The sequence below is a fragment of the Streptomyces sp. NPDC020958 genome, from assembly GCF_055562175.1.
In genome coordinates this window covers 442156-455444 of record NZ_JBVHFU010000006.1, presented here as the reverse complement: position 1 = coordinate 455444, position 13289 = coordinate 442156, and the positions used below count along the sequence as shown (strand labels likewise).

The window sequence follows — 13289 nt, the reverse complement described above, 5'->3', positions numbered from 1 at the left end:
CGGGGACGGACAGGAGGAGTTGTCCGGGCATTGCGGGAGATTGCCACCGCGATCGCGTCGACTTCGCGCGAGTGGGGCGGGACCGGTACGAAGGATCAGTTGGCCGGAATTTTTCGCTGGTCGGGAATCATCGGGCGAGTTCGTTCGTCCTTGTTGGTGGGCAATGGATGCGGAATCCGCCACAGGAGCCGGATCCGTGTCCGGGCGGCGTAGAACAACGTAAGCCGGGCAGCCACTGGGGAGACGGGGTCGTCGGACTCCGGGGCGAGGTTCTGCCGGCGGTGGGGAGTGACACGTTGATGGGGACGGCTCAGCGGCGCTTGGCGCCCGAGGACGGTGCGGTGGCGCGATCGACGGCGCAACCGCACGCGCAGTACCGGCCGTTGTGGGTCGAGGAACCCGCCAAGCGGTACCGGATGCCGGACCCGGTGCGCACCGCGGGGGTGCGGGCACTGATCATCATCTCGGTGACACTGATCCAGGCCATGGTGGCGTTCTTCTGCACGATGGCGCAGTCCTGGCTGGCCTTCCCGATGGTGATCAGCAGCGTGGCGAGCACGGTGGTGGCCACCTGGAGCGTGGTGGACGTCTGGGTGACCCGTCAGGTGTGGAACCAGCGCAACGGCGTGGTCTCCGAGCCCAGCAGCACGGCGCGGGAACTGCGCCGCGAGCGGCGCGCGGCCCGGCGGCAGGAGCGTGCCGCCGGGCGCGAACAGAAGCGGATACGTGGGCGCGGCGGCCAGGCCGGTCAGCTGTCCCACCCCTGAGGGCGAGGGAGCTGTCAGGCCGACGGCTTCCTGAACATGCGGGTGGCGGTGATCTCGCTGTGCACGGCCTCACCGGCCTGGGGCTGCTGCGGCAGTCCGGGCCGGAGGTGTTCCTCCACGCTGATGTACTTCAGCCCGGCCCGCAGGTCGGCGTCGTTGCGCAACCGGATGACCAGCGGGAACTCGGCCAGCGCGGTGGTGTCGAACAACCCGGTCGTGTAGAGGAGTTGCACGCCCAACGCGTCCGACACCGCTCGCTGGAGTTCCAGCAGGTAGGTGGCGTTGGCCCGGCCGATGGGATTGTCGAGGAAGAGCGTCCCGGCATGCCGGTGCTTGTCCCGCCCGCGGTCGTTGGACCGCAGCGCGGCCATCGTGCAGTACAGGGCGATCGCGGCGGTCAGCAGCTGGCCGCCGGAGAACACGTCGCCCATCTGGCCCACCGGCACCCGCTCCGCGCGCAGCACCGCGTCCGGTTTGAGAATCTCCACGGCGATGCCCTTCGGCTGCAGCGCCGCAGCGACCCCTCGCAGCAGTAGGGACATTCCGTCCCGGCGCAGATCGGAGTTCTTCTTCACGGCGGCCCGGGTCGCCTCGTCGATGACCTCGCCGAGGCGTTCGGTGAGGGTGGCCTGGTCGGGCTCCTCGAACCGGATGCGCAGGAACTCCTGCCCGGACCACTCGCCGAGCCCCTCGGGCAGCCGGGACAGCCGCTGCGCGGACCGCAGGGTGGCCAGCGCGGACTCCACCAGCCCGCGCAGCCGGTCCACGATCGAGTCCCGGTTCCGTTCCAGCTGGGCCAGTTCGTCGGTCAGGACCCGCAGCCGGGGAGCGAAGGCGTCGGCCCACTTCTGGGCGTGCTCGGGCAGCGCGGCGGCGGGCAGTTCGCGGATCTGCTGCCGGGCGGGGGTGCGTACGGCCTCGTAGCGGGTCGAGTTGGCGTGTCGTACGAGCACATCGCTCGCCTCGCGTACGGCGGCCTCGGCGGCGGACAGGTCACCGGCGCAGCCCCGCAGCGACCTGCGGGCCTCGGCGGCGGACTGCCGGGCCTCCTCCGGGCTGCCGGGGTAGGGCTCCGGCTCCTCCTGCTCCTCCTCGGCGGTGTGTTCGCGCAGCAGGTCACGGAGCATGGCCGCGAGTTCGTCGAAGCCGCTCGCCGCGTCCTCGGCCGCCCGGTGGGCCGCCAGCAGCTCGGCGTGGGCCTCCCGCGCCCGGGCCAGCGCCTCGGTGCGGGAGGCCAGTTCGGCGGTCGCCGTGCGCAGCAGCGCCTGTGCGTGCTCGGCGTCGCGCGGCTGGAGTTCCTCGGGGAGTTCGGTGTGGGCCCCGCCGTCCTGCGGAGCGTGCCGTTCGGCCTCGCCGCGCAGCCGTCCGAGCTGCTCGCTGGCAGCGGACATCCGGGTCTCCAGGAGCTGCACCAGTTCCTCCGCGCGGGCGGCGGCGGCCTGCCGGGAGGGGCCGTCGGAGCCGTCCGGAGACTGGAGCAGCTGCTCCGCGCGGGTGCGGACCTTGTTGCTCAGCCGGTCCAGCTCGGCGAGGGCGGCGCTGTCGTCGCTCTCCGCGCGGGCCTGCTCGGCACGCAGATCGGCACCCACGCCGACCTTCTCGTACACCTGGGAAGCGGTCCGGTAGGCCTCGCGCAAGGCGGGCAGTGAGGCCTTCGGAGCGTTCTCGTCCGCGTCGGGTACGTCGTCGGGGGCGCCGGCGATCTCGGAGCGCTCGGCGCGCAGGGCGCGGGCGGTGCGGCGGGCGTCGTCCGCGGCACGCTGGGCGCCGCGCCGGTCCTCGTCGGCGGCACGGGCGCGCTCCAGACAGGACTGGGCGCGGGCCTCCGACTCGGTCGCCTCGTCGGCGAGTTCGCGGAGCTTGACCTGCCAGCCGGCCCGTTCGCGCAGCCGGAACGCGAGGCCGGCCAGGGCGTCGGCGGCGCGTCGGGCCTTCTGTGCGGCCTCCTGCCGTTCGTCGCGTACCTGTGCGGCCTCGGCGGCCGCCTCCTCGGCCTCGGCCCGCACGGTCCGCGCCTCGGCCAGCTCGGCCTCGGCCTCCTGGGCGAAGGCGCGCGCCTCCTGGGCGGCCCGAGCCAGCTCCACGAGCCGTCCGGCGGGGCAGCCGGTGCGCCAGGAGGCGAGCCGGGCGGCCAGTTCGCGGTCCTTGCCGAGCCGCGCGGCGAGGGTGCGGATCTCCTCGTCGCGCTCGGTCGCCCGGGCTCGCAGCGCCTGCCGTTCCTCGTCGGCGGCGTGCTCGTCGTGCATGGCCGGGTTCGGCGGTACGAGGAACACGTCGCCCGGGGTGGCGTCGGCGGGCGGGGTCGGTGCGAGCAGGGCGGCGGCCGTGCCGACGGCGACGGCGGAGCGCGGCAGCAGGGCCGCGTCGCTCAGTGCCTCGCGGGCCCGGGCGTGTGTGCCGGGGTCGGTGATGATGACGCCGTCGACGAGTTCGGGGCGGGCGGCCAGCACGCGCGCGTGGTCGGCGGGGTCGACGGCCTGCGCCAGATAGCGCCAGCCGGGCAGGGCCGGGATGCCGTGCTCGCCGAGGAACTCGACGGTGGCGAGCACGTCCGGTCCGGGCGGCAGCAGACCGCCGTCACCCAGGGCGCCGAGAATCCGGGAGTCGTCGGCGGCCGCTGTGCGCAGTTCGAACAGGTGGCGCTCGGCGGAGCCGACGGCGTCGTCGAGCAGTTCGCGCAACTCGTCGGCGAACCGGTCGAGTTCCTCGGGACCGAGCGTGTCGTCGCCGTCCTCGTGCCGGGGCCGCGGGATGACCGTACGGGAACCGGTGAGGCCGAGCAGTTCGGCCAGGCGGTCCTCCGCCGCAAGGCTCTCGGCCAGCCGCTTCTCGGCGTCGTACGTCCGCTCCGCCGCGGTCGCCGCGTCCGCGGCGCGGGCCGCCGTGAGTTCGGCACGGGACTCGGCGGCGGCCGCCTCGCGGGCGTGCTCGCTCGCCTTGCGGGAGGCCTCGCGGGCGGTGTCCCAGGCGGTCACGGCCGTCTTCTCGGCGTCGCTCGCGGCGAGCGCGGCCCGGGCCGGGTCGGCGTCGGGGGCACTGTCGTCGAGCCAGCCCGCGCGGACCGCCTCGGCCGTCTCCTGCTCGACCTCGCCGAGGCGCTGGCGCAGATGCCCCACCTCGCTGCGGGCTCGCTGGGCCTCGGTGGCGGCGGCGGTGGAGTCCCGGTAGGCGGCGTCGCTGACCTCCTGGAGGGCGGCGGACCGCTCCTCCTCCTCGTTGGCGAGGTGCTCGGCGCTCTCGGCGGCGGCGTGCAGGGCGCGTACGAGATCGACGGCGGCCCTGGCGCGGGCGGCGAGGGCGGGGGCCGCGTCGCGCTCGGCCTCCTGGATGGCGGCGGCCACGCGCGCGACGCGGTCGGCGGCGGCGCGGTGGCGCAGTACGGCCTCGGCGGCCTGCCAGGCGGAGTGCAGGGTGCGCGCGTCGGCCAGTTCGCGCTTCTGCGCGGCGGCGGACTTCTCGCCGGCGGCCAGTGCCAGCGAGGCGTGCCGGTAGGCGAGTTCGGCGGCGATCAGGGCGCTGCGCTCGCGGGCGTCCTCGGAGTGGGTGACGGCGTGGGCGGCGGCCGTGACCTGCTGGGCGAGGTCGCCGGCGCGTGTCCGCTCCTCGACGCCCCGCGCGGACAGGCGCCGCGCCAGCGTACGGGTACGGCGCTCGGCTCCGGCGTGGATGTCGCGCGCCCGTGCGCGTGCCCCGGCGGCCTCCACGATCCGCCCGAGCAGGTCCACCGAGCCGGCGGTGAAGTCCCGTTCGGCGATCAGTTCGGCGCGCCGCCCCAGCTTGTTGCCGAACCCGCTGACCAGGTCGGCCAGTCCGTCGGTGTCCCGGGTGTCGGTGACGGCGCGCAGCAGCAGGTCGGTGAAGTCGGAGTCCTTCTTCACCGCGAACAGGCCGGCCGCCTCGCCCTCGTCGGCGTTCATCTCCCGCTGGTAGCGGAAGAGTTCGGGGTCCAGGCCGAGGTCGCCGAGGTGCTCGATCCAGCGGTCGTGGATCTCCTCCCAGTGCACTTCGAGGTGCGGGTAGGCCTTGCTCGCCTCGGTGATGGCGTCCCGGAACCCCTTCATGGTGCGTCGCCGTCCCTGCGCCCCGGAGGCGCCCTCCACGGGTGGCCGTACGGCGGTGGACTCGGCGACGGGCAGACTGTCGAGCGAGAGACCCGGGCCGGGCCGGAACGAGTACCAGGCCTCCGCGAACTTCCGCGGGTCGTTCGAGACCTGCCTCCCGCGCCACTCGCTCACCTTGCCGACGACCACGCACTCGCCGGTGAGCGTGTGCTGCCACTCCAGGGCGACGTGCCCGCAGTCGTCGGCGAGCAGGAACTTGCGCAGCACACCGGAGCTGGCGCCGCCGAGGGTGTTCCGGTGACCCGGCAGCATCACCGAGAAGATCAGCTTGAGCAGCACCGACTTGCCGCCGCCGTTCTCGAGGAAGAGCACGCCCGCGGGCGCGGGCCGGCGCGGCGGGCCGACCGGCTCCTCCTCGAAGAACTCCGCCTGGGTGGGGGCGGGGTCGGGTACCGGCTCGCCGACACCCCGCAGGTCCAGCACGGTGTCGGCGTAGCGCGCACCGGCCGGTCCGATGGAGTAGAGGCGGACCCGGGACAGCTCGTACATGGCGGACTCTCGTGAGACGTGGGAAAGGGGTTCGGAGGGCTCAGGAGTGGAACGGCAGCCCGGCGTCGGCGACCAGGTCGAGGTCCTCGGTGTGCTCGGCGGGCATCAGGCTGGCCGTGCCGTCGGTGACCGGGACGACGCCCAGTTCGAGCAGTTCGGCCATGGCGGCGCTGCCTGCCAGGTCCCGTACCTGGAGCTGGTAGCGGGCCGTCGTGCGGTAGGTGCCGCCCTGGTCGTCACCCGTGCGCTGGAGGAAGCCGGAGTCGGTGAGGAAGGCGACCGCCTTGCCGATGATGCCGGTGGTGGAACCGGCGAGCCTGCGGGCGTCCTTGGTGGCGCCGGTCGCGCTGCGCCTGGCCCAGATCCGCCAGGCGGCCTCCAGACCGGGCGCGTCGGTGGCCGGGTCGGTGTTCTCCCCCCGTTCCTCCGCGCGCTCCTCCAGGCGACGGCAGGCCTGCCGGACGAAGGCGTCGACGCCGTTGACCGTGATCCGACCGATGTAGCCGTCGTCGGCCAGGTCCTCGGGGCGGGGGAACGCCAGCGCGGCGACGGCGAGATGGGCGAGCCCGTGCAGGAACCGGTCGCTGCCGTCCGCGGAGGTACGACGCGCGTAGTCACCCATGCGAACGGCGAACACCGAGTCCTCGGCGGCGGCCACCGCCATCCCCGCGCGCGGCGACACCTCAAGGACCACGAGCCCGAGCCCGGCGGCCACGGCGTCCGCGAGCCGCGCGAAGGCGGGGTCCTCCCGGTAGCGCCGCAGCAGCTCCGTGTACTCCTGGTCTCGCGCGGGCTGCAGCTTGGGCTGCAGACCGAAGGCGACGAGCCGCGCGGCGTCGGCGGCGTCGGCCGGCGTGACGGCGGCGGGCGCCGCCCCGGGGGACGCCTCGGCCTCGACGTACTCGCTCACGACGACAACTCCTCGAACTCGGCAACTGGCAGGGGCTCACGGGGCTCACGCCCGGCACAGGCCATCACGCGGCCTCGGTCCGGTCCGCCGCCATCCCCGCCGCGTCCAGCAGAGCGGTACCCACGATGAGATCCGCGCCGCCGAACTCGGGATCGTCCAGCTCCGTCCCGTCGTCCACGGCGAACAGGAGCTTCTCCTCACCCTGCCGGTACGCCGTACCGACCGCGGGACTGGCCGCGTGCACCGCCAGCAGAGCCACCAGATAGGGCAGCTCGGGATCGGTGCGGCGCGCCTCGGCCAGCAGCCCCGACAACCGCCGCGGCGCGTCGGCCGGCAGGTCCAGCAGCTCCATCGCGGCCGCCAGCTGGGACTCGCTGAACCGGCTGTCGTCCGGTGTGGCGATGAGGTCCGGCTCCGGCATCTCCGCACCCAGGTGCTCCCGCTCCACGGGCGGGGTCAGCAGTATGTCGACGAGGTCGCCCACCCGCACCGCGACCGGTGTCCGCAGGCCGGTCCCGTGCGCGAAGAACGCCCCTGTGACCCGGCTCGCCTGTGCCAGCGGCAACGGCAGCACCGGCGCGAGGAGATGCCCGTACAGGTCTGTTCCGGACGTCGTCATGGGCGTCGCGAACGCCTGCCGGTCCTGCTCCGCGCGGAACAGCGGGCCGGCCTCCAGCAGTCGCGACTGCAACTGGGTGTGCCGTCGGATGCAGTCCTTGACGATGTCCACGAGTTCGGCGGCGCGCCGCTTGTTCTCGGCGTCCTCGGTCTCGTCGCGGGCCTTGCGGATGTTGGTGAGGATCGCGTTCTCGTGCCGGTACCGGTCGGCGACGTGGTCCAGCGCCTCGGCGATCATGTCGGGCACGGCGTTGAGCCAGTCCACCGCGCGGACGTTGCGCCGGGTGGCCTCCAGGGCGCGGCGCAGGCTCTCCGAGTACTGCACGGTCCGGTAGCGGGCCTGCTCGGCGGCGAGCTGGGCGTCGGCCAGCCGGCCGCGGTTGATCAGCACCTCCAGCTTGACCTCGGCGGCGATCTGGGCGCTGGTGACGTCCGTGTCGAGGGCGCCGACCAGGACGTTGACCGCTTCGTCGGTCGTGCGGAGGTAGACCGTGCCGCCCGGGCCCGGCACCTCCTCGATCAGCTTGAAGTCGTAGTCCCGGCGGACGTACGAGCCGTCGGGCGCGAAGGTGCCGTACACCGCGCGGAAGCCGCGGTCGACGCTGCCGACGTTGATCAGGTTCTCCAGGACCCAGCGGGCCACCCGCTCGTGCTCGGCGGCGGGACGGTGCGGGGTCTGGGCGGAGATGCGCGGGATGAGCCGGGCGACGATCTGCTCGTGGTCGGCGCCGGTGTCGAAGTCCATGTTCAGCGTGACCAGGTCGATCGCGGAAAGGGCCACCTCGGCCATGCCGTACACCGAGTACTCACCGGCCAGGTTCGCCTTGCGGGCGTCCAGGTCGTGCAGCGGCGCGGTGCAGGCGAGCGCGCGCAGCCGCCGCGCCAGCCCCTCGTCGGCGGCCGGGCCCGGCGCCGGGCGCGGCCCCGCGCTGAGCTGGGGCGGAACGCTGTCCGTCGGTGCAGGCGAAGTCACGGTGCACAGACTAGGTCCTTGGTCTGACAACGGCCCAAACGGCGCGGGACGGCTCCGCCGGGGGACACCACTGGCTGGACTCACGGGGCGCTGTCGACCCGGCGGCGGTAGACGTCCACCACTCGTTCCAGGGAGTCCGTGAGGTATGTCTCCAGCAGGTGTTCCGCGCCGTGCCGGTCACCGGTTCGCAGCGTCTGGAGGATCTCCTGGTTCCGGGCCAGGTACGGCTCGTGCAGGGCGTGCGGGTCGTCCACCACGTGGAAGGCCAGGCGGAGTTCGGCGAAGACGCTGCGCATCAGTTCGTCGGTGCGTTCGCTGCGGGCCAGGGCGACGAGTTCGCGGTGGAAGTGGATATTGGCCGTACCCACTGCTTTCCAGTCATCTCCGGCCGCCGCCGACTGCCCCTCGCCGACCGCCGCCGCCAGTGCGTCCAGGGCGTACGGCGGCTCGCCGAGGCCGCGGACCACGGCGCACTCGACGAGGACGCGGGTGCGGTAGATGTCCTCGACGTCCTCGACGGTCAGGACCCGGACGAAGACGCCCCGGTTGAGTTCGTGGACGAGCAGGCGTTCGTGAGTGAGCAGCCGGAACGCCTCGCGCAGGGTGTTGCGGGAGACGCCGAGGGCGCCGCCGATGCCGTCCTCCGACAGGCGGGTGCCCGGCGGGAAGTAGCCGTCGGCGATCCGGCTCCTGAGGATGTCGGAGACCCGTTCGGCGGTGCTGGTCCGCCCGAGGAGGGCACGGTCGTCGGCCAGTCCCGTCAGCTGCTCTGTCATGCCCGAATTCAACCGCAGAGCCAAGGACGAGACAACGTAGCTATTGAGGGATCGTTGAACGATCCTCTACGGTGCTCCTCACGCTCCTCCGCGCTCGATCACGCTCCGCACCCTCCGTCCCTCATCTGCGAGGTGCCCATGAGCACGACCCCGCCACCACAAGCCGTGACCTCCGACCCCCACCCGGCCAGGGGTGAACACCCGTGCCGCGATGGCGCGTTCGGCTGGCTGCCCGCCCTCGGCCCCCGCGGCCGGCGCGCGTTCGCCGGCGCTTTCGGCGGCTATGCCCTGGATGCGTACGACTACTTCACCCTGCCGCTGAGCATGGTCGCGCTCGCGGCGTACTTCGGCCTGGACAGCGGCCAGACCGGCCTGTTCACCACGGTCACCCTGGTGGTCTCCGCGGTCGGCGGCGCCGCGGCGGGCGTGTTCGCGGACCGGGTCGGCCGGGTCCGGGCCCTGATGATCACGGTGACCACCTACGCGGTCTTCACGGTGGCCTGCGGCTTCGCGCCCGACTACGAGACCCTGCTGGTGTTCCGCGCCCTGCAGGGCCTCGGTTTCGGCGGCGAGTGGGCGGTCGGCGCGATCCTGGTCGCCGAGTACGCGAGCGCCCGGCACCGGGGCCGCACCCTGGGCGCGGTGCAGAGCGCATGGGCCGTCGGCTGGGCCCTCGCGGCGATCGCCTACACGCTGGTCTTCTCGTTCGTCGGCGACGACCTGGCCTGGCGGGTGATGTTCTGGACCGGTGCGCTGCCCGCGCTGCTCGTGGTGTGGCTGCGCCGCCGGGTGCACGACGCCCCGCAGGCGACGGCCGCGCGGGAACGGAGCGCGGCCCGCGGCTCGTTCACGGCGATCTTCCGGCCGGGTACGGCCGGGGCCCCGGGGCTGCTGCGCACCACCGTCTTCGCGGGTCTGCTGTCGACGGGCGTCCAGGGCGGCTACTACACGCTGGCGACCTGGATCCCGACGTACCTCAAGTCCGAGCGCGGGCTGTCGGTCGTCGGCACCGGAGGCTATCTGGCCTTCCTGATCTCCGGGGCCTTCCTCGGTTACCTGACCGGCGGGTACCTCACCGACCGGCTGGGCCGACGGCGCAACATCTGGCTGTTCGCGCTGCTCTCGGCGGTCTGCGTGCTGGCGTACGCGCACATCCCCGGCAGCGCCGACACTCTGCTGCTGGTGCTCGGTTTCCCGCTCGGCTTCTGCATGTCGGCGATCTTCAGCGGCTTCGGCTCGTACCTGAGCGAGCTGTACCCGACGGAGGTGCGCGGCACCGGGCAGGGCTTCACGTACAACGCGGGACGCGCGGTCGGCGCGGTCTTCCCGACCCTGGTGGGCTTCCTGGCCGACAGCTGGGGCGTCGGCGGCGCGCTGGTCTTCGGCGCGGCCGGTTACGGACTCGCCGCCCTGGCGCTGCTCGGGCTGCCGGAGACGCGCGGAAAGGAACTGGCGTGAACCACACGGAACCCGTCCTCTCGGCCGAGGACCGCCCTGTCGTCCTGACCGACGGGCACGCGCACGCGTGGCGCCCGGAAACCGCCCGGGCCCGCTTCCGGGCCGGCCTCACTGGCGCCACGGCCGGGGTCGCGGCCGGTCACACCCAGGCCAACCTGATCTCGGTGCCCGCCGACTGGGCCTACGAGATGCTGCTGTTCTGCCAGCGCAACCCCAAGCCCTGCCCGGTGCTCGACGTCACCGACGCCGGTGCCACCGGCACAGTGCTCGCGCCGGGCGCGGACCTGCGCACCGACCTGCCGCGCTATCGGGTGTGGCGGGACGGGGAGTTGGTGGACGAGCCGACGGACGTGCGGGCGTACTGGCGGGACGACCTGGTGTCGTTCCTGCTCGGCTGCAGTTTCACGTTCGAGTGGGCGCTGGCCGCGGCCGGGGTGCCGATCCGGCATGTCGAGCAGGGCCGGAACGTGCCCATGTACGTGACGAGCCGTCCGTGCCGCCCCGCGGGGCGGCTGCGCGGGCCGATGGTGGTGTCGATGCGCCCGGTGCCGCCGCACCACCTGTCGGCCGCGATCCGGGAGAGCAGTCTGCTCCCCGCGGTGCACGGCTCCCCCGTACACTGCGGCGATCCCTCGGCGCTCGGCATCGACGACCTCGGCCGGCCCGACTTCGGCGACCCGGTGGACACCGAAGCGGACGACATCCCGGTGTTCTGGGCCTGTGGGGTGACCCCGCAGGCGGCGGTGACGGCCTCCCGGCCGCCGTTCGCCCTCACCCACGCGCCGGGCCAGATGTTCATCAGCGACGCCCGCGACGAGCAGTTCCGTGTGGCCTGACAGGAGAGACAGCCGATCCATGACCTCGATCGATCTGAACGCCGACCTCGGCGAGGGCTTCGGCCGCTGGCGGCTCACCGACGACGAGCAGCTGCTGTCCGTCGTCACCAGCGCCAACGTGGCCTGCGGTTTCCACGCGGGGGACGCGGCCACCATGCGGCGGGTGTGCGAGCTGGCGGCGGGGCGCGGGGTGACGATCGGCGCCCAGGTGTCCTACCGGGATCTGGCCGGGTTCGGGCGGCGCGCGATGGACGTGCCGCCCGCGGAACTGGCGGCCGAAGTGGCCTACCAGATCGGCGCGCTCGAGGTCTTCGCCCGCGCCGCGGGCTCGCGCGTGGCCTATGTGAAGCCGCACGGCGCGCTCTACAACCGGGTGGTGCACGACGAGGAGCAGGCCGCCGCGGTGGTCGACGGGGTGCTCCTCGCGGACGGCTCGCTGCCCGTGCTCGGGCTGCCCGGTTCGCGGTTGCTGGCGCTGGCGGCGAAGGCGGGGCTGCCGGCTGTCACGGAGGCGTTCGCGGACCGCGCGTACACCGACGAGGGCACGCTCGTCCCGCGCGGGCGGGAGGGGGCGGTGGTGAGCGACTCGGAGGCGGTCGTGGAGCGCTCGGTGGAACTCGCACGCTCCGGCGCGGTCACCGCGTACTCCGGCGCGCGCATCGCCGTGCGCGCCCGCTCGCTCTGTCTGCACGGCGACACCCCGGGCGCCGTGGAGCTGGCGCGCAGGGTGCGCGCACGGCTCACGGACGCGGGCGTGACCGTGGCGGCCTTCGCGTGAGCGGCAGCCGTCCGGGGAGCGAGGGCCTTGGCGTGAGCCCGGAGGCGGGAACCGGCACCGCCCTGCCGATGACCGTCCATCCCGTCGGTGACGACGCCCTCCTCGTGGAGGTCGGCTCCGGTGCCGAGGCGCATTGGCTGCACGCCGAGTTGGTGCGCCGCCGTGCGGAGGGCTCGCTGACGGTCCGCGAGATCGTGCCGGCCGCCCGCACCGTCCTGCTCGACGGCGTCGACGACCCCGCCCGCCGGGCCGCCGAGCTGACCACCGCGGAATTCCCTCGCACTCCTGCACCCGCGCGGGCCGCGGTCGAACTCCCCGTGCGGTACGACGGCCCGGACCTCGCCGACGTCGCCGCGCACTGGCGGGTGACCGAACGGGAGGTGGCCCGTATCCACGCGGGCACCGAGTTCACGGTCGCCTTCTGCGGCTTCGCGCCCGGCTTCGGCTACCTGACCGGGTTGCCGGACCGCTACGACGTGCCGCGCCGGGCCACCCCGCGCACCGCCGTGCCCGCCGGGGCGGTGGCGCTGGCCGGGCCCTACACCGGCGTGTACCCGCGCTCCTCGCCGGGCGGCTGGCAGCTGATCGGGACGACGGAGGCGGTGCTGTGGGACCACGCGCGCGTGCCCGCCGCGCTGCTGGCGCCGGGGACACGGGTCCGGTTCGTACCGGTGGGGGACGTATGACCGACCGTGCGCTGGTCGTCGTGCGCGCCGGGGCGCTGACCACCGTGCAGGACCGGGGACGGCCCGGGTACGCGCATCTCGGGGTGCCCCGTTCCGGGGCCCTGGACGCGCCTGCCGCCGCCCTCGCCAACCGCCTGGTCGGCAACTCGGCCGCGGCGGCCGTCCTGGAGACCACCCTCAACGGCTGTGCCCTGCGGGCACGTTCCGCGGTGGTGGTGGCGGTCGCGGGCGCGCCGTGCCCGGTGGCGGTGGGCGGCCGGCCGGCCGCGTGGGGCGCGCCCGTCGTGGTGCCGGCCGGAGAGCTCCTGGAAGTGGGGGCGGCTCTGTCCGGGGTGCGCAGCTATGTGGCCGTCTCCGGAGGGATCGCCGTCGATCCGGTGCTGGGCAGCCGGGCCACGGACCTGCTCTCCGGGCTCGGACCCGCGCCGCTGGCGGACGGCGTTGTGCTGCCGTTGGGCGCTCCGGCGGGCCCGTACGCGCGCGTGGACGTCGTACCGCAGCCGTCCCCGCCGACGGAGCTGGTGCTGCGGGTGACGCCCGGTCCGCGTGCCGACTGGTTCACGCCCGAGGCCGCCCGCGTGTTCACCACGCGCGCGTACCGGGTGTCGTCGGCGAGCAACCGCATCGGGCTGCGCACGGAGGGGCCGGCCCTGGAGCGGGCCCGTCCCGGTGAACTCCCCAGCGAGGGCATGGTGCTCGGTGCCGTCCAGGTCCCCCCGGACGGCCGTCCAGTGGTGTTCCTGGCCGACCATCCGACCACCGGCGGCTACCCGGTGATCGCGGTGGTCCGTGCCGCCGACCTCCCGGCGGCGGCCCAGGCGGTCCCGGGCACCCCGGTGCGCTTCGTGACCGTACGCCGCCGCTGAAACAGTCCGGG

Annotated in this window: 10 protein-coding genes; 6 read left to right on the top strand and 4 right to left on the bottom strand. The window is 74.0% G+C overall.

What is annotated here, in order from left to right:
* Positions 1-299 precede the first annotated feature (299 nt).
* Complete coding sequence (locus ACZ3KP_RS21375) at positions 300-767, top strand: hypothetical protein (protein ID WP_467501261.1); 468 nt, start codon at positions 300-302, stop codon at positions 765-767.
* A 14-nt stretch (positions 768-781) separates the two neighbouring features.
* On the opposite strand, the gene ACZ3KP_RS21370 is transcribed toward ACZ3KP_RS21375, so the two are convergent.
* The 4 genes from ACZ3KP_RS21370 to ACZ3KP_RS21355 all read right to left on the bottom strand — a co-directional run bounded on the left by ACZ3KP_RS21370 (position 782) and on the right by ACZ3KP_RS21355 (position 8654).
* Positions 782-5377, bottom strand: a complete 4596-nt coding sequence (locus ACZ3KP_RS21370; protein ID WP_467501260.1) for a coiled-coil domain-containing protein — start codon at positions 5375-5377, stop codon at positions 782-784.
* A 40-nt stretch (positions 5378-5417) separates the two neighbouring features.
* Entirely contained in the window at positions 5418-6287 is an 870-nt protein-coding gene (locus ACZ3KP_RS21365) for a hypothetical protein (RefSeq protein ID WP_467501259.1), read from the bottom strand.
* 64 nt (positions 6288-6351) lie between these two features.
* Complete coding sequence (locus ACZ3KP_RS21360; RefSeq protein ID WP_358982678.1) at positions 6352-7878, bottom strand: hypothetical protein; 1527 nt, start codon at positions 7876-7878, stop codon at positions 6352-6354.
* Between the two features lie 80 nt (positions 7879-7958).
* The gene (locus tag ACZ3KP_RS21355) at positions 7959-8654 is read right to left on the bottom strand and encodes a GntR family transcriptional regulator (protein WP_467501258.1); all 696 of its coding nucleotides are present in this window, start codon (positions 8652-8654) and stop codon (positions 7959-7961) included.
* Positions 8655-8792: 138 nt separating this feature from the next.
* On the opposite strand from ACZ3KP_RS21355, the gene ACZ3KP_RS21350 reads away from it, so the two are divergent.
* The 5 genes from ACZ3KP_RS21350 to ACZ3KP_RS21330 all read left to right on the top strand — a co-directional run bounded on the left by ACZ3KP_RS21350 (position 8793) and on the right by ACZ3KP_RS21330 (position 13278).
* Entirely contained in the window at positions 8793-10112 is a 1320-nt protein-coding gene (locus ACZ3KP_RS21350) for an MFS transporter (protein ID WP_467501257.1), read from the top strand.
* Positions 10109-10948, top strand: coding sequence for a putative hydro-lyase (locus ACZ3KP_RS21345; protein WP_467501256.1), 840 nt, complete (start codon positions 10109-10111; stop codon positions 10946-10948). Before ACZ3KP_RS21350 ends, ACZ3KP_RS21345 begins: the two co-directional genes overlap by 4 nt.
* A 19-nt stretch (positions 10949-10967) precedes the next feature.
* The gene (locus ACZ3KP_RS21340; RefSeq protein WP_467501255.1) at positions 10968-11726 is read left to right on the top strand and encodes a LamB/YcsF family protein; all 759 of its coding nucleotides are present in this window, start codon (positions 10968-10970) and stop codon (positions 11724-11726) included.
* Positions 11727-11794: 68 nt separating this feature from the next.
* A complete protein-coding gene (gene pxpB / locus ACZ3KP_RS21335; RefSeq protein ID WP_467501289.1) occupies positions 11795-12412 on the top strand; it encodes a 5-oxoprolinase subunit PxpB in 618 nt (205 codons plus the stop codon).
* Positions 12409-13278: a 5-oxoprolinase subunit C family protein gene (locus ACZ3KP_RS21330; RefSeq protein ID WP_467501254.1), complete on the top strand. Its 870-nt coding sequence runs from the start codon at positions 12409-12411 to the stop codon at positions 13276-13278. The genes pxpB and ACZ3KP_RS21330 overlap by 4 nt, the downstream gene beginning before the upstream one ends.
* The last annotated feature ends 11 nt before the right edge of the window (positions 13279-13289 follow it).

What these genes read in the sequence shown, in the direction of transcription:
- ACZ3KP_RS21375 (WP_467501261.1), top strand. Translation starts at nt 300, where the DNA reads ATGGGGACGGCTCAGCGGCGCTTGGCGCCCGAGGACGGTGCGGTGGCG.
- ACZ3KP_RS21370 (WP_467501260.1), bottom strand. Translation starts at nt 5,377, where the DNA reads ATGTACGAGCTGTCCCGGGTCCGCCTCTACTCCATCGGACCGGCCGGT.
- ACZ3KP_RS21355 (WP_467501258.1), bottom strand. Translation starts at nt 8,654, where the DNA reads ATGACAGAGCAGCTGACGGGACTGGCCGACGACCGTGCCCTCCTCGGG.
- ACZ3KP_RS21350 (WP_467501257.1), top strand. Translation starts at nt 8,793, where the DNA reads ATGAGCACGACCCCGCCACCACAAGCCGTGACCTCCGACCCCCACCCG.
- ACZ3KP_RS21340 (WP_467501255.1), top strand. Translation starts at nt 10,968, where the DNA reads ATGACCTCGATCGATCTGAACGCCGACCTCGGCGAGGGCTTCGGCCGC.
- pxpB (WP_467501289.1), top strand. Translation starts at nt 11,795, where the DNA reads ATGACCGTCCATCCCGTCGGTGACGACGCCCTCCTCGTGGAGGTCGGC.
- ACZ3KP_RS21330 (WP_467501254.1), top strand. Translation starts at nt 12,409, where the DNA reads ATGACCGACCGTGCGCTGGTCGTCGTGCGCGCCGGGGCGCTGACCACC.